At 65.0% G+C, this 20,558-nt stretch carries 15 protein-coding genes; 7 read left to right on the top strand and 8 right to left on the bottom strand.

Annotation, left to right across the window (positions count from 1 at the left end; genetic code table 11):
- Positions 1-2 precede the first annotated feature (2 nt).
- Together glcE and ACFOW7_RS16745 are read right to left on the bottom strand one after the other, a co-directional pair.
- Positions 3-1,070, bottom strand: a complete 1,068-nt coding sequence (glcE, locus tag ACFOW7_RS16740) for a glycolate oxidase subunit GlcE (protein WP_378166404.1) — start codon at positions 1,068-1,070, stop codon at positions 3-5.
- A 2-nt stretch (positions 1,071-1,072) separates the two neighbouring features.
- A complete protein-coding gene (locus ACFOW7_RS16745) occupies positions 1,073-2,524 on the bottom strand; it encodes an FAD-linked oxidase C-terminal domain-containing protein (RefSeq protein ID WP_378166407.1) in 1,452 nt (483 codons plus the stop codon).
- A 242-nt stretch (positions 2,525-2,766) separates the two neighbouring features.
- On the opposite strand from ACFOW7_RS16745, the gene ACFOW7_RS16750 reads away from it, so the two are divergent.
- Positions 2,767-4,779 (top strand): M13 family metallopeptidase, encoded by a 2,013-nt coding sequence (locus tag ACFOW7_RS16750; protein WP_378166410.1) that lies wholly within the window; start codon positions 2,767-2,769, stop codon positions 4,777-4,779.
- Positions 4,780-4,981: 202 nt separating this feature from the next.
- Here the strand turns inward: ACFOW7_RS16750 and ACFOW7_RS16755 are convergent, their stop codons facing one another.
- Entirely contained in the window at positions 4,982-6,034 is a 1,053-nt protein-coding gene (locus ACFOW7_RS16755; RefSeq protein WP_378166413.1) for an RNA methyltransferase, read from the bottom strand.
- Between the two features lie 122 nt (positions 6,035-6,156).
- On the opposite strand from ACFOW7_RS16755, the gene ACFOW7_RS16760 reads away from it, so the two are divergent.
- The 4 genes from ACFOW7_RS16760 to ACFOW7_RS16775 all read left to right on the top strand — a co-directional run bounded on the left by ACFOW7_RS16760 (position 6,157) and on the right by ACFOW7_RS16775 (position 11,735).
- Positions 6,157-6,921: a (Fe-S)-binding protein gene (locus ACFOW7_RS16760; protein ID WP_378166416.1), complete on the top strand. Its 765-nt coding sequence runs from the start codon at positions 6,157-6,159 to the stop codon at positions 6,919-6,921.
- Complete coding sequence (locus tag ACFOW7_RS16765; protein WP_378166419.1) at positions 6,918-8,339, top strand: LutB/LldF family L-lactate oxidation iron-sulfur protein; 1,422 nt, start codon at positions 6,918-6,920, stop codon at positions 8,337-8,339. The genes ACFOW7_RS16760 and ACFOW7_RS16765 overlap by 4 nt, the downstream gene beginning before the upstream one ends.
- Positions 8,332-9,027: a LutC/YkgG family protein gene (locus ACFOW7_RS16770; RefSeq protein WP_378166421.1), complete on the top strand. Its 696-nt coding sequence runs from the start codon at positions 8,332-8,334 to the stop codon at positions 9,025-9,027. Before ACFOW7_RS16765 ends, ACFOW7_RS16770 begins: the two co-directional genes overlap by 8 nt.
- Positions 9,028-9,236: 209 nt before the next feature.
- Entirely contained in the window at positions 9,237-11,735 is a 2,499-nt protein-coding gene (locus ACFOW7_RS16775) for a hypothetical protein (protein ID WP_378166423.1), read from the top strand.
- A gap of 138 nt (positions 11,736-11,873) precedes the next feature.
- Here the strand turns inward: ACFOW7_RS16775 and ACFOW7_RS16780 are convergent, their stop codons facing one another.
- The 5 genes from ACFOW7_RS16780 to ACFOW7_RS16800 all read right to left on the bottom strand — a co-directional run bounded on the left by ACFOW7_RS16780 (position 11,874) and on the right by ACFOW7_RS16800 (position 18,502).
- A complete protein-coding gene (locus ACFOW7_RS16780; RefSeq protein ID WP_378166425.1) occupies positions 11,874-13,247 on the bottom strand; it encodes a sensor histidine kinase in 1,374 nt (457 codons plus the stop codon).
- Between the two features lie 47 nt (positions 13,248-13,294).
- Entirely contained in the window at positions 13,295-13,966 is a 672-nt protein-coding gene (locus ACFOW7_RS16785) for a response regulator transcription factor (protein ID WP_378166428.1), read from the bottom strand.
- Between the two features lie 351 nt (positions 13,967-14,317).
- Complete coding sequence (gene hemH, locus ACFOW7_RS16790) at positions 14,318-15,421, bottom strand: ferrochelatase (RefSeq protein ID WP_378166430.1); 1,104 nt, start codon at positions 15,419-15,421, stop codon at positions 14,318-14,320.
- A 47-nt stretch (positions 15,422-15,468) separates the two neighbouring features.
- Positions 15,469-16,377 carry a DMT family transporter gene (locus tag ACFOW7_RS16795; RefSeq protein WP_378166432.1) on the bottom strand — a complete coding sequence of 303 codons (909 nt, stop codon included), beginning with the start codon at positions 16,375-16,377 and terminating at the stop codon, positions 15,469-15,471.
- Positions 16,378-16,804: 427 nt separating this feature from the next.
- On the bottom strand, positions 16,805-18,502 hold the full coding sequence (locus ACFOW7_RS16800; protein WP_378166434.1) for a methyl-accepting chemotaxis protein: 1,698 nt from the start codon (positions 18,500-18,502) through the stop codon (positions 16,805-16,807).
- A 284-nt stretch (positions 18,503-18,786) separates the two neighbouring features.
- On the opposite strand from ACFOW7_RS16800, the gene ACFOW7_RS16805 reads away from it, so the two are divergent.
- Both ACFOW7_RS16805 and ACFOW7_RS16810 read left to right on the top strand, forming a co-directional pair.
- A complete protein-coding gene (locus tag ACFOW7_RS16805) occupies positions 18,787-19,908 on the top strand; it encodes a hypothetical protein (protein ID WP_378166436.1) in 1,122 nt (373 codons plus the stop codon).
- 50 nt (positions 19,909-19,958) lie between these two features.
- Positions 19,959-20,483 (top strand): GNAT family N-acetyltransferase, encoded by a 525-nt coding sequence (locus tag ACFOW7_RS16810; RefSeq protein ID WP_378166438.1) that lies wholly within the window; start codon positions 19,959-19,961, stop codon positions 20,481-20,483.
- Positions 20,484-20,558 lie beyond the last annotated feature (75 nt).

Consider the following 20,558-nt stretch of genomic DNA (forward strand, 5'->3'; position numbering starts at 1 on the left):
AGTCACAGTCCTGGCAAAGGCGCGCCGGGGTTAAGGATGCCGGCTGGGTCAAAAGCCTGCTTCAGCCGTTTTTGCAGTGCCGCCAGCGCCGGCGGCAAGGGATGCTGGCGCGGCAGCCGCGCGCCACCGCTGCCCTGGCGCAGGCAGGTGGCATGCCCGCCCTGGTGCTCGACGGCGGCGCGGATCACCTTGCTTTGCTCGAGCGGTGCCACCAGCCAGCGCAGCGCACCGCCCCAGTCGAGCAGTTGCGGATAGCCCGGCAGCAGCGGCGGTGCGGCCGAGGGCAGGGACAAGCGCCATAGCGCCATGCCCTGACCCGGGTCGGCAAATAGCGGATGGCGCAGATCGGCCAGCCGGGCAAACCAGATCAGGCCCTCGGGGTCGGGATCACCGCCCAGTTGCTCGGCCGCCGCCGCCACGGCGCTGGCATGGCCGGACAGGCGCAAACGCAGGATTTTGCGCTCCCAGGCCGCACCGCTGAGCGGGAACGGGGAGCCGGCAGTATGGTTCATCATCCGGATCGCATCGGCCTGATCGAGTTCAAAGCGCAGCACCAGCTCGGTCTCCGGGCGAGGCGCCAGACGCAGGCTTGCCTCGACGATCACGCCGAGCGTGCCAAAGCTGCCCACCATCAGCCGGCTCAGGTCGAAACCGGCCACGTTCTTCATCACCTGGCCGCCAAAGCGCAGCAATTGGCCCTGGCCATTGATGATGGTGCAGCCGAGCACCTGATCGCGCAGCGCCCCGGCCCAGGGCCGGCGTGGACCGGACCAGCCGCAGGCCAGCGCGCCGCCCAGGCTGGCCTGTCCGCCAAGCGTGGGCGGCTCAGCCGCCAACATCTGGCCATGGCGCGCCAGTTCGGCCTGCAAGTCGGTCAGGCGCGTACCGGCGCGGGCCGTGACCACCCGTTCGGTCGGCTGGTAATCGACGATGCCGCGATAGTCGGCCAGCACCAGTTGCTGTCCCGTCGCCTGCGCGGCGTGCCAGGACTTGCTGCCGCAGCCAAGCACCACCAGCGGCCGGCGGGTCGCCTGGGCTGACTGGATCTGGCCTATCAGGGTATCGAGCATGGTCAGAATCTCGGCAGATCGGGAAAGCGGGTCTGTCCGCCATGGATATGGACGCCACCTAGCTCGGCGCAGCGGTGCAGCGTCGGAATGGCCTTGCCCGGATTCAGCAAGCCCTGCGGGTCGAAGGCCCGCTTGACGGCCAGAAACTGCGCCAGCTCGTCAGGACCGAACTGGCTGCACATGGCATCGAGCTTTTCCACCCCGACGCCATGTTCGCCGCTGATGGCGCCGCCCGCCGCCACGCATAGTCGGGCGATGGCAAGGCCCATGGCCTCGGTGCGGGCAAACTGGCCCGGTACATTGGCGTCGTACAGGATCAGCGGATGCAGATTGCCGTCACCGGCATGAAACACATTGATACAGGGACGGCCGAATTCGCGCGACAGCTCGGCGATGCCTTCGAGCACCTCGGCCAGTTTGCGCCGTGGGATGGTGCCGTCCATGCAGTAGTAATCGGGCGCCAGTCGTGAGGCCGCCGGGAAAGCCGCCTTGCGCCCGGCCCAGAAAGCCTGTCGTTCGGTCTCGTCACGCGAGACACGCAAGGAATTGGCACCGCAGCGCAGCAGCAGTTCGCGCATCTGGGCGATATCGGCCTCGACTTCGGCGGCGCTGCCGTCGGCTTCGGCCAGCAGCAGCGCAGCGGCCTCGGTCGGGTAGCCGGCGTGCAGATAGTCTTCCACGGCGCGGACCGTGGGCTGATCCATCAATTCGAGCCCGGCCGGGGTGATGCCCTCGGCCATCAGTGCCGCCACCGCCTCGGCGGCGGCACTGACGGTGGGGAAACCGGCCAGGATGACCTGAGCGGTCTGTGGACGTGGCAGCAGGCGCAGCGTGACTTCGGTGACGATGCCAAGCAGCCCTTCGCTGCCGATGGTCAGCGCCAGCAGATCGTAGCCGGGGCTGTCGAGGCAGGCGCCGCCCAGGGTCAGCACATCGCCTTCTGTCGTGACCAGCCGTAGTCCCAGCACGTTATGGACGGTCAGGCCATATTTGAGGCAGTGCACGCCACCGGCGTTCTCGGCCACATTGCCGCCGATCGAGCAGGCGATCTGTGAGGAAGGATCGGGAGCGTAGTAGAGGCCATAGGGGGCGGCGGCTTCCGAGACGGCCAGATTGCGCACTCCGGGCTGGACACGGGCGGTACGGCTGACCGGGTCGAGAGCCAGCAGACTGCGCATGCGCGACAGACCCAGCAGCAGTGCCCCTTCGACCGGCAGCGCTCCGCCCGACAGGCCGGTGCCGGCACCACGTGGCACCAGCGGGATGCGATGGGTGCGGCAGAGTTTGACCACCGCCACCACCTCGGCTTCGCTGGCAGGCAGGGCCACTGCCAGCGGCAGGGCGCGATAGCCCGACAGGGCATCGCACTCGAAGGCGCGCAGGCGTTCATGGTCGAGCACCAGCGCCTCGGGCGGCAGCAGGTTTTGCAGGGCGTTCAGGAAGGCGAAGGGCATGGAGATCCTGCGGTCGCGGGAAGGACGACCGTGCCCGCTATTATCGACAAGCCGCGAATCCAATACCATTGCGGCCGTCGGCAAGGTGGGACGGTCCGCGCCTGTCAGTGACGCTTTGTCGTCATGGTTGACGCTCCGTCGCATCAGGGTGGCTGCTGTCGCCGGCAAAGGTTTTCAATCGCCGGGTTTTTGCCCCGGGTCGCGGCAGGTGGCCGCTATTACACGATAAGCAAGAGAGCGATATGAGGAAGACTTTCCAGCCGGGCCGTCTGGCCCTTCTGTTGTTGCTGGCCCTGCCGGCGTTTGCCGCCGGCCGTGCCGGTATCGAGCCTGAGCATTTCGACCGCAGCGTGCGGATTCAGGACAATCTTTACCAGGCCGTCAACGGCAACTGGCTCAAACATACCGACATCCCGGCCGACCAGAGCGAATGGGGTGGCTTTACCGAGCTGCACGAGCTGTCGCAGAAGCGGGTGCGCGAGCTGATCGAGGCGGCGGTGGCGGCCCCCGATGCGCCGGAGTCGCAGCAGATCGGCGCGCTCTACCGCAGCTATCTCGACGAGGACATGGCCAATCGGCTGGGACTTGCCCCGCTCAAGCCGCTGCTGGCCGAGATCGAGGCCGTGGCTGACCGGCGCGCGCTGACCCGTCTGCTTGGCAATCTGCCCTCGCGCAGTGTGGTGACGCCACTGCAACCCCATGTCGGGATCGACGACAAGAACGCCACCCGTTATCTGGCGGCGCTCAATCAGGGCGGTTTGGGCATGCCGGACCGCGACTACTATCTGAAGTCCGATGCCCGCTTCAAGGTGGTGCGTAAGGCCTATCTGAGCTATCTGACCACCCTGCTGCGCGAGGCCGGCTTTGCCGATGCCGACCGCCGTGCCCAAGCCGTGCTGGCCTTCGAGACCCGGCTGGCCCGGATACAGTGGGACCAGGTGACGCTGCGTGACCCGCACAAGACCTACAACAAGCTCGATCGCAAGGGACTGGCCCGGGTGGCGCCCCAGCTCGATTGGAACACCTTCCTGGACGGCGCCGAGATGGGCCAGGTGCAGGAATTCGACCTGGGCGAGCCGAGCTATGCGCGGGCGTTGGCCCGGATGGTCGAGCAGGAGCCGCTCGAAGTCTGGCGCGACTATCTGCGCACTCGCACGCTCGACGAATTCGCCGGCTTGCTCCATCAGCCCCTGGTGCAGGCCCATTTCGATTTCCACGGTAAGACCCTGAGCGGCATGACCGAAATGCGGCCGCGCTGGAAGCGTGCTGTCCGCTTCGTCGAAGCGCTGGTGGGCGAGAGCATCGGCAAGCATTACGTGGCCAAGTATTTCCCGGCCGAGTCCAAGGCCAAGATGGAGGCGCTGGTCGGCAATCTGCTCAAGGCTTTCGATCAGAGCATCGACGGCCTGAGCTGGATGAGCCCGGTCACCAAACGGCAGGCCAAGGAGAAATTGCAGAAGTACCGGGTCAAGATCGGCTATCCGAGCAAGTGGCGCGACTATAGCGGGCTCGAAGCGCGACCCGACGATCTGGTCGGCAACGCCATCCGCGGCCAGCAGTTCCATTACCGCTACGACCTGGCCCGGCTCGGCCAGCCGGTCGACCGCGAGGAATGGGGCATGACGCCGCAGACGGTCAACGCCTATTACCACCCGGGCCTTAACGAGATCGTCTTCCCGGCTGCGGTGCTGCAACCGCCGTTCTTCTACCCCGAGGCCGACGATGCGGTGAACTACGGCGCGATCGGCGCGATTATCGGCCACGAGATCAGCCATGGTTTCGACGATCAGGGCAGCCAGTACGACGGTGACGGCAATCTGCGCAACTGGTGGCAGCCTGCCGACCGCAAGGGGTTCGAGCGGCTGACCAGCAAATTGGTCCAGCAGTACAACCGCTACGAGGCGCTGCCGAAGCATTTCGTCAACGGCCGCCTGACCCTGGGCGAGAATATCGCCGATCTGTCGGGGCTACAGATCGCCTTCAAAGCCTACCAGCTGAGTCTCAACGGCAAGCCTTCCGAGGTGCTCGACGGCTTCAGCGGCGAGCAGCGCTTCTTTATCGGTTTCGGTCAGGCCTGGCGCAGCAAGGCACGTGAACCGGCCATGTTGCAACAACTGGTGGCCGACCCGCATTCGCCCGAGGCGTTCCGCGCCATTGGCTCGGCGATGAATAGCGATGCGTTCCACCAGACCTTCGGCACCAAGCCGGGCGACGGCATGTATAAGCCTGAGTCGCAACGTATCCGTATCTGGTAAGGATGTTCCTAAAAAAACCGGGTCCGCCTGAAGGCGGCACCCGGTTTTTCTATGGGAATCGCGATAGTGAGCAGGATCAGATATTTCTGTTCTTATTAAACAAATCTGTCTTTTGTCTGCAAGATACTGTGCTGGATATTTTTTAAATATAAAAAAATAGGTAAATAAATTGATTGATGCAATTCGATTCGGTAGGGCTGTCTCAAGCTGCCACATCACGTTGCTTGCGCCGCAGCCGCGACACTTCAATCACCTGGGTTGCCCGCGCGCGTAATTGGCCGCAGCCGCCGTCGATATCCTGGCCGGCCGAGTTGCGGACCTTGGTCAGCACGCCATTGCCGTGCAGATAACGGACCATATGGCGGATATGTTCGAAATCAGGCCGCTGATATTGATCCGATTCAAGGCTGTTATAGGGAATCAGATTGAGCACGGCGAATTTGCCACGGAACAGACGCAGGATGGCGTCCATTTCCTCCTGGCTGTCGTTGATGCCCTTGAGCAGGGTCCACTGGTACTGGATCGGATAGCCGACCTGACGGGCATATTCTTCGCCCAGTTCGAGCAAGGTTTCCGGGTCGATCCGAGGGGCGCGCGGCAATAGATGCTCGCGCAGGTCGGCGCGGGTGCTGTGCAGCGACAGGGCCAGCGCCGGTTTGATGCGCTGGCGCGGCAGACGCTCGAATACGCGCAGATCACCCACGGTCGAGAACACCAGATTCTTGTGGCCGATGGCGCCATCGCTGCCCAGCAGGTCGATGGCTTCGAGCACATTGTCGAGATTGTGGGCTGGCTCGCCCATGCCCATGAACACCACTTTCTTGACCGGGCGCAGACGGCGCGCCAGCGCCACCTGGGCCACGATCTCGGCGCTGCCGAGCTGGCGCAGCAGGCCGCTTTTGCCGGTCATGCAGAACAGGCAGCCTACGGCGCAGCCGACCTGGGTGGAGACGCAGAGTCCGTCGCGCGGCAGCAGGACGCTTTCCACCATCTGGCCGTCACCAAGTTCGACCAGCAGTCGTGCCGAGCCGTCGGCGGCCGGATGGTGGGTGTGCAGCCGGGCCAGGCGGTCCAGGGTCTGTTCGAGTTCGGGCAGGCCCTGACGCACGCTGAGCGGCAGGTAGTTTTCCGCGGATTGGTAGCGGGTGCCGGTATCGAGTGGCCGGCCTTGCAGCCAGGCACGGCTGACCCGGCCGATATGGCAGGGTTTGGCGCCGAGTTCGGCCAGGGCGTGGTGGAAATCTTGGATGCGCATGGGGCGCGCATCGTACCATCGGCCGGGGTCGCGTGGTGGGTGGCTGGACGGTCGGTTGCGCTTGCACTTGGGGTCGGGGCGGGCGATGCTTCGGCCTTCTTCGCTTCTGCCTGCCTCAATCCATGCGTGTCGGCCTCTATGTCACCTGTCTTGTCGATCTGGTTCGCCCCAGCGTGGGCTGGTCGGCTTTGCAACTGCTTGAATCGGCCGGCTGCGAGGTGGTGGTGCCGGAACAGACCTGCTGTGGGCAGCCCGCCTACAACAGTGGCGAGCGCGAACTGGCCCGGGCGCTGGCCCGGCAGGCCATCGAAGCCTTTGCCGACTGCGACTATGTGGTGCTGCCATCGGGCTCGTGCGCCTCGATGATGAAACGCCACTATCCTGCCCTGTTCTCCGGCTCCGGCTCCAGTTTTGGTTCGGACACGCTGAAGGGCGCGGACGATTCGGACGCGCCGGCTGGGCTCGAGGATTTCTGCCGCCGCGTCTACGAGCTGACCGATTTTCTCGTCAATGTTCTCCATTACACGCCCAAGGCAGCCTGCCCGGGTGCGTTTGCCTATCACGACTCTTGTTCCGGCCTGCGCGATCTCGCCATCAAGGAACAGCCGCGCCAACTGCTGCGTGCCGTGGCTGGCGCCAAGCTCACCGAGATGGTCGAAGCCGAGCAGTGCTGCGGCTTCGGTGGCACCTTCTCCGCCAAATTCCCCGACCTTTCCTGCGCCATTGCCGACCGCAAATGCGCCGCGTTGGCGGCAAGCGGCGCCGATGCGCTGGTCGGGGGCGATCTTGGCTGCCTGCTTCATCTGGAAGGTCGATTACGCCAGCAGGGCCGCGATACACCGGTGTTCCATATTGCCGAGGTGCTGGCAGGGAGGACGCGGCGATGAGCGGCGCTCAGCACGATTTCCGCCAAGGGGTGGCAGCGAGTCTGGCCAATCCGGACTTACAGCGTTCCCTGGCACGGATTCCGATCAAGTTCGTGCAAGGCCGCGCCCGGGCGGCGGCCGAGTTTGGCGACTTTGAAGCGTTGCGGCTGGCCGGGGAAGCGATCCGCGAGCGGGTGCTGGCCGATCTGGCCGGCTGGCTCGAACGGTTTGAAGCGGCGGCGCAGGCGCGTGGTGTGCAAGTGCATTGGGCAGCCGATGCGGCGGAGGCCAATCGGATCGTCAGCCAAATTGCCCGTGAAGCCGGGGTGCGGACGGCGGTGAAATCGAAATCGATGGTCAGCGAGGAAATCGAACTCAACGCCGCGCTGGCGGCGGCCGGGGTCGAGACGATAGAGACCGACCTTGGCGAATATGTGCTGCAACTGGCCCAGGAGCGGCCCTCGCATATCGTCGCGCCGATCATCCACAAGAATCGGGAAGAGGTGGCTGAGCTGTTCGAGCACCACCATGACCGCCCACAGCGTGAACCAGGCTGGCGTGACGATATTGCCGGGCTATGCCGCGAGGCGCGCGAGACCTTGCGGCCGCGTTTTCTTGAAGCCGATCTGGGCATTTCCGGTGCCAATTTCCTGATTGCCGAGACTGGCTCGATCATGCTGGTGACCAATGAGGGAAATGGCCGGCTGTGCACCACCTTGCCGCGGGTCCATATCGCCATCACCGGCATTGAAAAAGTGGTGCCGACACTCGACGACGCAGCCACCCTGGTGCGATTGCTGACCCGCTCGGCCACCGGACAGCCGATCAGCAATTATGTCTCGCTGCTGACCGGCCCACGCGACCCTGGTACCGATGAGGGGCCGGAAGCCATGCATGTGGTGCTGCTCGACAACGGCCGCTCCGGGCTGTGGGCCGACCCGGCGTTGCGGCCGATGCTGCGCTGTATCCGTTGCGGCGCCTGTATGAATCATTGCCCGGTGTATCAGGCGATTGGCGGCCATCCCTATGGCTGGGTTTATCCCGGACCGATGGGCTCGGTGCTGACACCGGGTCTGCGCGGCCTGGACGCTGCGCCCGATCTGCCCCATGCCGCAACCCTGTGTGGGCAGTGCGAAGTGGCTTGCCCGGTGCGCATTCCGCTGCCCGACATGCTGCGCACTTTGCGCGAAAAACAAGCTGCCAGTGGCCGCCAGCCATGGCTGCAAAAGCTGGGATTCGCCGGCTGGGGCTGGTTGGCGCGGCGGCCGCGACTGTATCGTCTGGCGACCCGGCAGGCGGCGGCGCTGTTACGGCTGCTGGGCGATCAGGGGCAGATCGACTGGTTGCCGGGCGGCTGGACCCGGGGCCGCACTTTTCCCGCGCCCGAGGGCAATACATTCCAGGCGCAATACCGTGCCAAGAGAGCCGCCGATGAGTAGCCGCGACACTATTCTGAACCGCTTACGCCAGGGCCGGACTGCTGCGGCGGTCGCCACAGTGGCTTCGCCACTGCCAGCGGGTCTGCTCGACGCCGACCCCGTCGAGCGTTTTATCGAACGGGCCAGAGCGCTCGATTCGAGTGTCGAGCGGCTGGCGTCGCTGGCGGGCTTGCCGGCAGCAGTGGCCGCTTACCTCGACAGTCACCAATTGCCGCGTCGGCTGGTCTGCTGGCCGCAATGGGCCGGGCTGGACTGGGCGGCGGCCGGCGTCGAAGTGGAAGCGCGCCCGGCGCGTGGCGACGATCTGGTCGGTCTGACCGGCTGTTTCGCTGCCTTGGCAGAGACCGGCACCTTGATGCTGCTGTCGGGGCCCGCTACGGCTGCGGTCACCAGTCTGTTGCCGGAAACCCATCTGGCCGTGGTACCGGCCAGCCGGATCGTGACCACGCTGGAGCAGGCATTTGCCCTGCTACGCAGCGAACGTGGTGAGCCGCCGCGAGCGGTCAATCTGGTGTCCGGGCCGTCGCGTACCGGCGATATCGAACAGACCATTACCCTGGGTGCCCATGGGCCGTATCGGGTAAGGATCTGGGTGGTGGAAGACGAGAGCGAGGACACGGCGTCCGAACACTCGGCGTCCGAACACTCGGCGTCCGAATACACGGCGTCCGAATACACCACACGGTAGAAGCCCTCAGCCGTCGAACGAAGCCCTGCCGGTCGCGTCCCGCCCAGGCCGGCGAGCCGTGTTTGGGGACGCTGCCGAGGCTGTGCAGCCGGCTGGCGGTCATTATTACGGTTCCCGTCGTCCCGGACCGACGGGACAATAGTCGGCTTCTTCTGTGTCGCAGACTTCGATTGCGCACGCTCTATTGATCTCGTGGAGACCTCCTGCCCATGGCTTTCTCCCTCTCCCCGCGTCGCGGTGCGGCGCTGGCTGGCGCGGTGGCGGCGGCCCTGCTGCTGCTGGCTTGTGATGGCGGCGGCAACGACACCTCGGTTGAAATCGACCCCGGCAGTGGCCGTCCGCCCAGCAGTCCTGGCAGTGTCGATAGCGGTTTTGGCGTCAATGGCGTGGTGTATGACCAGACGGTCAGTGCCATCGACCGGACGCTGGCTATCCGGGTGCTGCCCGATGGCCGCCTGCTCAGCGTGGTGCAGAGTGGCGAGCGGCTGTTGCTGCTGCGCCAGATGGTCGATGGGCGGGTCGATACGAGCTGGGGGGAACAGGGGCGTCTGGATGTCACGCAGCCAGCGCAGCCGCTGCGCCAACTGGGCAGCGCTGCGGTTTTGCCCGATGGCCGCATCGTGCTGGCAGGCGCAAACGGCAATGGTCAGCCGCAGGTGCTGCGTCTGACGGCCGAGGGCCGGCTCGATAGCGGTTTTGGCGAAGGTGGGGGGGTGAGTTGGCGTGTCCAGGGACAATGGACGGCCATCGCCCAAGCTTCCGATGGGACGACTGCCCTGGTCGGACGCGGCCGTGATGCCGCGGCGCCCGGCCGGCTGATCGGTCTGGTGGCCCGGCTCGACGTCAACGGTGTCGCCGACTCCCGGCTCGGCTTGCAGCGGGTGGATTTCGGTCAGGAAGTGATGGATCCGCTTGCCGCCTTCGATAGCGCCGGTCGGCTGCTGGTCGGGGTGAACGAGGCCAATGGTCCGGCCCGTCTGCTGCGCTTCGAGCTCGATGGCTCGCCCGATGCCGGATTTGGCCACGCAGGCGTGTTGGCGCTGGCGGGAGAATCGCCGGAAAGCGGCGCCAGGATTTCCGCCATCGTGGCGCAAGACGAAGGTCGTCTGCTGCTGGGCGGCGGCCCGGCTGGTGAGCGGACGGGGCGGGCCTGGCTGGTCCGGGTCGATGGGCAAGGCCGCCTCGATACGGCGTCGGGCTGGCAGCTGTTCACCCTCAACGACACCCACCGCGCTTATACCCATCTGGTCGATGCGCTGCTGCCCCAGGCCGATGGCCGGGTGGTGGCGCTAGTCCGCCGACGCGGTGGCGGCCAGGGCGACCGGGTAGGCGTGGTCCGGCTCGGCCCGCAGGGCGAGCGCGACGGCAGCTATGCCATGCGCCAGCCGCTGCTGGGCTGGGAGCGAGATGGTCTGCTGGAGAACGAGCCCGTCCGACTCGCTATCGATGGTCAGGGCCGCCTGCTGCTGGCGGGAAGTGACCGTTTCCGCTTCAGCAATCTGCGGCTGCTGGCCGATGGTCATATCGACCCGGCCTGGGGCGGTGACAGTGGAGTTCGCCTTGGTCTGAGCACTTCCCGCAACGGAGCCTGGAAGGCCTTGGCGCTTGGCCCCGACGGCACGGTCGTGGCCGGTGGCGAAACCCGGATCGGCAGCGGTCAGGGCTTTTCCCGCGCGGCCCTGGCGCGCTACGACCAGCAGGGAAGGCCAGTGCTGGCGGCTACGCCAATCTATGTCCCGGGTACGCTGACCCAACCGGACAGCCATACCTCGATCGAAGCGCTATGGCACTTCGAGGGTGAGTTGCACGGCGTGGGCACGCTCAATAACCGCAACCGGCCGCGCTATATCGCCCCGCAGGGCTGGTCCGCCGCCTGGGATGACCGCCATCTGACCAGTCGTTCGGCCTACTGGCCCGGCACGCCAGCCGCTGCACTGCCGCTTGGTCGGCAACTGGTGCTGGCCGGCTCTGGCGGTGACTACAACGGCTATTTCCAACTATGGCGCCTGAATGAAGGCGGCACGCTCGATAACGGCTTTGGCCAGAATGGCCGCACCGCGCCTTTTGCAGCAGAGAGCGCACGGGTCGGGTACGACCCGAGTTCCGCCACGGCCATGCTGCGTCAGCCCGATGGCCGGCTGGTCGCGGTGGGCTGGATCGGTGAAAAGCTGGCCATCGCCCGCTTCGAGGCCGACGGCCGGCCCGATCCCGCTTTCGGTCAGCAGGGCATTGCCCTGTTCTCCCGCAATGCCATGCGCGGCAAGGGCCGGGCGGTCGCTTTGCAAGGCGACGGCAAGATCGTGGTCGCAGGCGAGTGGAGCGATGCCTTGCAATCGGACCTGCTGCTGCTGCGACTGCTGCCCGATGGCCGGCCCGATGCGGGCTTTGGCGACAACGGCTGGGTCCGGGCCGAACTGGGGGACGAAGGTGAAGGGCTGAGCGGGGTGCTGATTCAGCCGGATGGCAAAATCCTGGTCGGCGGCTATGCCATCTCGACTTCCAGCGGCCGCGATATGTTGGCGGCACGCTTTGCAGCCGACGGCCGGCTCGACGTTGATTTCGGGTCGCGCGGAAGTCGGGTATTGGCCCTGTCTCCGGGCAGCGACGAAGCCCGTGTGTTGGTGAGCGACGGCAGCGGGCGCTTCTATCTGGCCGGCAGCACCAGCGATGAACGTGGGCCGCTGGCTGTGGTGCGGCTGTGGCAGTAAGGCCGATCGGCCTTGGAACGGGAGTTCGTGCGGATTCCTGTTGAGCCTGGACACTGCGCGTCCGCAACTGCTCGCCCCATCTCGTTAGGGCGAGTGGTCGGCGCAAGTGGAGGGGGCAGATTGGCCGGACTCAGCGTCTCAAGCCATGTCATCGCCTGTAAACCTGACCCGGGCGACCAGCCCATGCGGCTGATTGCGTTCAAGCTCGACCGTGGCCTGATGGCGGCGGGCGATTTCGCGCGCGATCGGTAGACCCAGGCCGCAGCCACGGGCATTGGCTTGTGCCGCGCCCCGGTAGAAGCGCTCGAACACCCGCTCCAGCTCTTCTGCGGGGATGCCGGGGCCGGTGTCGCGCACTTCGACCGTCGGATGGGGGCCACCTTCGAGTCTTACCACCACTTCACCGCCGCCCGGGGTATAGGCGATGGCATTGTCGATCAGATTGGCAAACAGCTCGCGCAACAGTCCTTCGTGTCCCACCACCATTACCGGCGTTTCGGCGCCATCGACGGCCAGATCGAGCTGACGGGCCAGCGCCCTCGGCACCGCTTCGCGCCCCAGATCGCGCAGCAGCCGCGCCAGATCGAGCGGTGCCCGCGCCAGCGGCGCGTCAGGCTCGGCCCGGGCCAGTGCCAGCAATTGGTTGACCAGCCGGATACCGCGATCGGCGCTGGCTTCCAGCCGGGCCAGCCGCTGCCGCAGCGCTGCCGGATCGGCCACTGCCTCGTCGATTTCGCGCAGTGCCAGTTCGGTCTGGGATTTCAGGCCAGCCAGCGGCGTGCGTAGCTGATGGGCCGCGTCGGCGATAAACCGCTTATGGCTGGCGACCTGCTGTTTGACTTCACCGAGCAGCGTATTGAGCGCTGCCGCCAGCGAGCGGACTTCGGTCGGCGCGTTTTCGACTTCGATCGGGGTCAGATCGCGTGGCGAACGGTTCTCCACCTGATTGCGCAGCCCTTGCAATGGCGCCAGACCACGGCCGATGCCGGCGCGGACGATCAGGCTGGTGGCCAGCAGCAGCAGGGCCAGCGGGGTCAGCATCACGGTCAGGATCTCGCGGGCGAGCTGGGTGCGGGCCACGGTGCTCTTGGCGACCTGGACCAGCATGGTCTGGCGCCTTTCGGGCGTGCCGATCCGCAGTTGCAGTGCTGCCACCCGCACCGCCTGGCCGGCCAGATAACCATCGTAGAAATGCGGCGTGCCGTCGTCGCGGCGCAGCGGCTCGGGCGGCGGTGGCATGCGGTTGTCGCCCAGGATGAACTGCCCGGGCGGCGTGCTCACCATGTAGTAGAGGCGGTCGTTCGGGTCTTCTTCGAGGATTTCGCGCGCCGCCCGCGGAAAGTCGATGAACAGGCCATCGCCAAACGGCTTGACCTGGCGCGCCAGCGCCCGGCTCGACTGGGCCAGGCTCTGGTCGATGGCCACATTGGTGTAGCGCAGCGCGATGTAATAGCTGGCGGCGGCTGCCGCCAGCAACAGCACCAGTTGCGGCAGCAGCAGCCAGATCAGCAACTGGCGCTTGAGGGACAGCCCGCGCCGCGTACGGGAACGATCGGGTTTCAGTGTTCGGTCGCCTGCTTTTCGATCAGATAGCCCAGGCCACGCAGGGTGCGGATATTGACGCCGGACGGCTCGATCTTCTTGCGGATACGGTGGACATAGACCTCGATGGCATTGGCCCCCAGGTCTTCGCCGCCGATCTCGGCGGCGATCTGTTCCTTGGTGACGACGCGGTCGCGCTGACTGAGCAGGATATCGAGCACCGCCAGCTCGCGCGCCGACAATTCGAGCGGCGTATCGCCCGCCCAGGCCCGCTGGCCGCCACGATCGAGCCGCAGACGGCCAAGGCTGGGCTGGTCGGGCGGCAGGGCGCGGCTGCGGCGCAACAGCGCCTTGAGCCGCGCTTCGAGTTCGACGAACTCGAACGGCTTGGCCAGATAGTCGTCAGCACCGGCATCGAGCCCGGCTACCCGGTCGTCGATGCCATCGAGCGCAGTCAGGATCAGGATAGGCAGACCCGGTTTGGCGGCACGGACCCGCCGCAGCACCGTCAGGCCATCCTGGCCCGGCAGGCCCAGATCGAGAATCACCGCATCGTAGTCGTTGCGCGTCAGCATCGCTTCGGCCTCGAAGCCGTCGGCGCGATGGTCCACGGTATAGCCCGAACGCATCAGGCTGGCGATCAGGGCGTCGCTCAGTACGGCGTCGTCCTCGGCTAGAAACAGCTTCATCGTTATCTCCCCTTTGTTGTGTGTCCGACTTCGGCTCGGCAACGCGGGCCGGCCGTTTGGGTGGGCGACATCTTATTGCGGAACATGGTCGGACGTACAACGGCGTTATCGCTACGGCAGCGGTTTTTTTATCAGCCGGGCCGCGCAGAGGCCATGACGCGGCAAACCACCAGATGTGCTCGACAATCTAGTGAATGCCGGCCGGCTTTCCAAGCCGGTCGGCTTTCTCTGCTGCCTCCGGTCAGACAGTTGGTCCGGACTGCTCGATGTTGCCGTAAAGATAAATTTTTATGCAAGTAATCTGCAAGGCAGATAGCTGGATTTGGGAAATTATAAATATAAAAAGAAATCCTATTGCGATGCCCCCATCTGCTTGGCCCGATTGGCCCGCTCCCGGCTGAGCTTGGCATCGGCGTCGGCGTTCCAGTTCGGATCGAGCCAGCCACCCAGATGCGGCACGATCACCGAGGCCAGGGCGGAGATGGCATCGGGTTCGGCATTGAGTGCCGGGATATAGCGATAGTCGCCACCGCCATGGCGCAGAAAATCGGCCTTGCCCTCGATGGCGATTTCTTCGAGGGTTTCCAGGCAGTCCGAGATAAAGCCCGGGCACACCACATCGAGCTTGCCGACCTTCTGCTTGCCCAGTTCGGCCAGCACGGCGCTGGTATAGGGCTTGAGCCATTCGGCCCGGCCAAAGCGCGATTGGAAGGCCACGCTATAGCGAGTGGTCGGCAGGCCCAGCCGTTCGGCCAGCAGACGGGCGGTCTTGTGGCATTCGCAGTGGTAGGGATCACCTTTGCTAAGGGTGAAGCGCGGCACGCCATGAAAGCTCATCAGCAGATGGTCGCCCTGGCGGTTGCGCTGCCAGTGGGTTTCGATCCGCCGCGCCAGCGCTTCGATATAGGCCGGATGGTCGTGGAAATGCTTGATCAGACGCAGCTCGGGCGGATTGCGCAGCGTCTGCATCGCGGCATAGACGGCGTCCATTGCGCTGCCCGTGCTCGATCCGGCGTATTGCGGATAGAGCGGCAGCACCAGCAGCCGCTCGCAGCCTTCGGACTTGAGCGCCATGATGCGGGCGGCGATATTGGGTTCGCCGTAGCGCATGGCGTAGTCCACCCGGATCGGCTGTTTGAAACGGTCGCCCAGATAGCCTTGCAGCAGCTTGGCTTGATTGCGGGTATAGACCGCCAGCGGCGAGCCGTCGCGGCCCCAGATGGTGGCGTATTTGGCGGCCGATTTGGCCGGTCGGGTCGTCAGAATGGCGCCGTACAGAATCGGCAGCCATAGCGGACGGGGAATCTCGATCACGCGCGGGTCGGACAGGAACTGGCGCAGATAAGGCCGCACCGCCGCAGCGGTCGGGGCGGCTGGTGTGCCCAGGTTGATCAGCAAAATGGCAGTGCGGGCAGTCTGATCGTGACGAAATGGCGGTTCGGTCTGGTAAGCCATGGCTTGACCTCGGTCGGAATGGTCGAGGAAGGGCGGCGGCACCGGCCCTATTCGGGCAGGGTCGGGCCGGGCGCCCGTGCGAGCAGCAGAACGGCGGCAATGATAACAGCGCCACCGAGCCATTGCGTCGGACTCATCCGCTCGCCCAGCAGCGCAGCAGCGAGCGCCACCGTCACCACCGGCTCGAAGGTGGACAGCATGGCCGCTTCACCGGCACCGACCCGGCTCAGCCCGGCAAAGAAGGTCAGGGCGGCAACCACGCTGCAAAGCAGGCCGATTGCCGCTACCGCCAGCCAGCCGCTCAGCCCGCTCGGCCAGATCGGCGGCGAAAACGGTGCCGCCAGAGCAAACATCAAAGCGCCTCCCGCCATCACCACGGCCGCACTGGCCACAGCCCCGGCTTGCGGCGTGAGCCGGCTACCCACGGCGATATAGATCGAATAGATCAGCGCCGCCGTCAGGCCAAAAGCCACCCCTTGCCAGGAACCGGACAGCGCATCACCCACGGTCAGTCCCAGCCCTAAGGTGGCCAGCAGCAAGGACACGATCTTGCGCCGCGTCAGCCGCTCGTTGAGCCAGAAGGCGGCAATCAAGGTCACCAGCACGGGATAGGTATAGAGCAACAAGGCTGTCAGCGAGGCTGAGGCATAGCGCAACGCGGTGAAATAGCAGAACGCCTGTCCGGCATAACCAAGCATCCCCATCGCCAGCAAGCCCAGCAACAACCGGCCACGCGGCCACGTCGTCCGCCGCCAGCCCATCAGCGCTGCCAGTCCCGTGGCGGCAATCAGAAAACGACCCAGCAAGATGGCCTGGGTATTGGCGCCAGCATCGTAGGCCAGTCGACCGAACAGCGGCATCACGCCAAAACAGGCCGAGGACAGCAGGATCAACAGGGCACCGTGCAGACGTTGCGAAGTCATGGGACGAGCGATCAGGGAAAGGGCACCCAGCATGGTGCAATCCTCGACGCCGGGCAAGCAGCCGGGAAGTGGACAGCAACGGTTGCCAGTCGGCGTGGAGAGCGAGGCGGTGGGCGGAAATGGGGCTATAGGCGGTTCTGCCTGGTGTCTGACTGATAATTAAATAATTGTGCAAATAATGTGCTAGAGAAGGTGCTTGATTTATTAAAAAATAAAAATAGTAGTCTGTTGCGGGCTGTGGTTCAGACAGAGTATCCATCCCAATGGCCCGAACAGCGCGCCCACAACAGAAGCCAACGGACCTCCGAGGCAGCACGCGGACGCATGGGGCGTCAGCGTGCTGCCGAAACGAGGGCGGATGGGTTGAACCGCACGACTGCCGGCTGGTCCCCGGCCTTGGGGCGCATCGTCATCGTGGGACGCTCAGGGAGAGGCGGACGGTTTGGTCTCTCCCGCGCTATCACACCTGGAATCGTGCCACCGAGCGCTGCAACTGCTCGGCCAGGGCGCGCACACGGTCGGCGGCATCGGCGGTACTGGAGATCGCATGGGCGTTGTTGTCGGCCATGCGGGAAATCTGCTCCATATTGCCGGCCACGGCATTGCTGGCCTGATCCTGCTCGCTGGTGGCGATGGCGATTTCGCCGATGTGCTGGCGGGCTTCCTGGGCCGATCGGCCAATCGTCGCCAGCGCCGTCGCCGCCCGTTCGGCCAGCTCGACGCTGCCGCGTACCGCGTTGCGGCTGTCTTGCATGCTGGCCACCGCATTGCTGATTTCGCGCTGGATCACCCCGATGGTCTGGCTGATCTCTTCGGTGGCCTGGCTGGTGCGTTCAGCGAGCTTGCGCACCTCGTCGGCCACCACGGCAAAGCCACGTCCGGCTTCGCCGGCGCGGGCGGCTTCGATGGCGGCGTTGAGGGCGAGCAGATTGGTCTGTTCGGCAATGGCACGGATCGACTGGGCAACGCCGCTGATCTGGGTCGAGCGCTGATCGAGGCTCTGGATCAGGCCGGCCATGGTTTCCACCGTCCCGCTGGCCCGGTTGAGCGATTCGGCGGTCTGATGGGCCACTTCACTGCCTTCGCGCGACAGTGCCACGGTGGTGTCCGACAAGCCGGCCGCCGCGCCGGCGCGGCCCGCGACATGGGCGATGCTTGCTGACATCTGCTCCAGGGCCGCCGCGGTCGAGGCGGCCCGTTCGCTTTGCTGCTGGGTCGCGTCGCTGACCTGTTCGGAGGCATCGGCAAGCCGTTTGGCCTCGTCAAACAGATCGCTCGCGTCGCGCCGGATCTCGGCGATGATGTGCTGGCAGTGCCCGATCAGCGAATTGAACGCCGTGACGATACGGCCGACTTCGTCATTGCGTTCGGCCGTCACCCGGACGGTAAAGTCGCCGTCGCGCTCCACCTGCACCACCCGGTCGCCCAAGAGGCGCACCGACCGTGCCATCCGGCGGCTGACCACCACTGCCACCGCACCGATCAGGCAAAAGCCCGCCACGATCGACAGGGCCAGGCTCAGAATGCCCCGGTCGATATGGCTGGTGACTTCCTCGACCGGCACCGTCACTTCGATCACGCCGCGCACATCGCCCACCTTCCAATCGCGCTTGGGCGATTCGGGATGGCTGTTGTGGCAGGCGACACAGCCTTCCTTCATCCGGTCGGCCACGGCATAGCGGGCGTAGGGTTTGCCGTTGATCGTTTCGAGCAGTGATTGCGGCTGGTCGGGGTTTTTCTCCAGCTCGCCGATGACGCGCAGCTCGAAGCTGTCGTATTTCTCGGTGGCGGCCCGCACCGGGAAGGGATGGCGGCTATAGAGCCGGATCGACATGCCGGGTTGATCGCGCCCGACTGCCTCGCCCAGGGTTTTGACCAGCGTGGCGGGCAAGGGCAGGGTATTGTCGGCGGTGGCGAAATCGTAGTTGAGCTTCATCCCGGCCTTCTTGGCGCGGGCGGCAATTTCTGCGGTGTAGAAATTGCGCAGTGTGGCAATCTGGTGGGCGGTGGACTTGGCGGTGTTGAGGCCGGCCGCGGCAACGGTCTGTTCGCGCAGATGAATCAGGATGGCCATCACCGTCAGCAGCACGGCCAGACCTACCAACAGAACCGGCAGCAGTAGCTGCCGGCTCAGCGAAATAAAACGTGGTTGGGACATCGCTAACTCCCTGCATAGGCCGCAAGCAACGGATTTCTCCTGGGCTAATAGCGTTATAGGGAGATGGCACGGCAATTGTGTAGACCATCCGTCATATAAATGATGAGAAGTGGATTTGATCTGGGTCAAACCAGGCCCAATTTTCCGGCAGGGCAGGCCGATGACTGCGGGATATTCCGGCTGGTTGGTCAGGCAGATTGAAGATAACTTTCTTTTATCGCTACGATCGGCACAGTTTCTGCCATTCGTTTGTCAACAATTCATTACATCTCTTCTATCCCCTTATGAAGCGACACCTTAGCCACTTTCTTGCCCTGAGCCTGGCGCTCAGCACCACTGCACTGGCCGAGACCATCGAGTTGATGGGCCGGGTTGACCGCGCTGCGGTGGTCATGGAACTGTCGGTTGCCGACGATCAGATGGTTTCCGGCCGTTACTTCTATCGCAAATACCGGCGTGACATCAGCCTGAGCGGCCAGCGCGACCGCCAGGGCACGATCAGCCTGTGTGAAGGTTTCGACTATGCCCAGGGCTGCAAGGGCCTGACCCTGCGCCCCGATGGCAAAGGCCGCTGGCAGGGGCAATGGCACGATGGCAAAGCCAAGCGCCTGTCGGTCGAGCTGGAGCCGCTGCGCATCGAGGCCCGCGCGGAGCAGACCGCCGTATGGCCCAGGGCGGAACAGGGTTCGCGCTATGGCTGGGCCAGACTGGAAGGGCTGACTTTCCAGCAGGGCCGCACCGAAACCCAGCAAGGCCGCCGTCTGCAATGGTGGAGCGAGCCGCTGTCCGGAATCGCCGTGTTCCGTCTCGTCGATGGCTATCCGGCCCCGGCACTGGCCCGACTCAACCGGGCACTGGAAACCCGCCACTGGCAACTGGTGGCCGATGCGCTGGAATGCACCACCTCGCAAGGCGCCGCTGGTCTTGAAGCCAAGGCGACCCCGAAGCTGCTGGGCGAGACGGCCGTGAGCATCGATATCTTCACCACCTATGATTGCGGCGGTGCCCATCCCGACTTCACCTCGCAGCCGCTCAACCTCGAGGTGGCAAGCGGCCGCACGCTCGAACTGGGAGATCTGCTGTGGCTGGGGCAAGGCAAGCCGCTGCCACAGAACCTCAACGGCGAAATGACCGAGCAGTGGATGAAGTACAGTACGGCGGTGCAAGGGCCGTGGATCGCCAAGACCATGGCGCAGCACTATCCGAAGCGGATGAAGGAAGGCGACTGCTATTACAACGATCCGGAGCTGTGGAATTTCCCGAGCTGGTATCTGACCCCCAAGGGTCTGTATCTCGGCCCGAGCTTTCCGCGTGCGCTGCGTAGCTGCGAATATCCCGACTGGTCGGTCCTGCCCTGGTCGGTGGTTGACCGCCATCGTGGGGCGTTCAAGGCCAAACTGCCGTAAGGCAGCGGGTCGGGGCGTGGCCGCCGTGTCCTGCCAGAAAAGGGAGAGAGATGGACGACAAGCCGAGCCTGCGCGAGGGCAAGCCCGCCGATGCACTGTGTCTGGGTGTGCTGGCGATGCAGGTCTTTCTCGATACCTACGCGACCGAAGGCATCCGTCCCGATCTCGCCCGCGAGGCTTTGCAACACTATGGCCCGGCCGCCTTTGCCGCGCGGCTGGCCGATCCCTCGCTGTGCTTCATCCTGGCCGAGCGCCACGGCCATCTGCTGGGCTTTGCCGAAGTCCAGGCGACGGCTGCGGCTGCCACGGCGCAATCGATGGCAGGGGTGGAGCTGATCCGGCTCTATATCCAGCGCCATGCCCAACGCCAAGGACTGGGCCAGGCGCTATTGCGCGCAGCCGAGCAGCTGGCTAGGGTCAGGAAGTCGCCCAATCTGTGGCTGACGGCCTGGGTCGGCAATCGCAACGCCTGCGACTTCTATACGGCGCAGGGCTATCGCGAGGCCGGGATGACTGAGTATGTATTCGAAGGGCAGGCTTATCTGAACCGGATATATATGAAGGAACTCGGCTAGCGCATTGCCAGCCCATTCGGCGTCAGCGGGGCCGGACCTTAAAGCACAGGCGTACAGCGCTCCACCAGACTTGGC

This window comes from Chitinimonas lacunae (assembly GCF_042650885.1).
Lineage (GTDB): Bacteria > Pseudomonadota > Gammaproteobacteria > Burkholderiales > Chitinimonadaceae > Chitinimonas_A > Chitinimonas_A lacunae.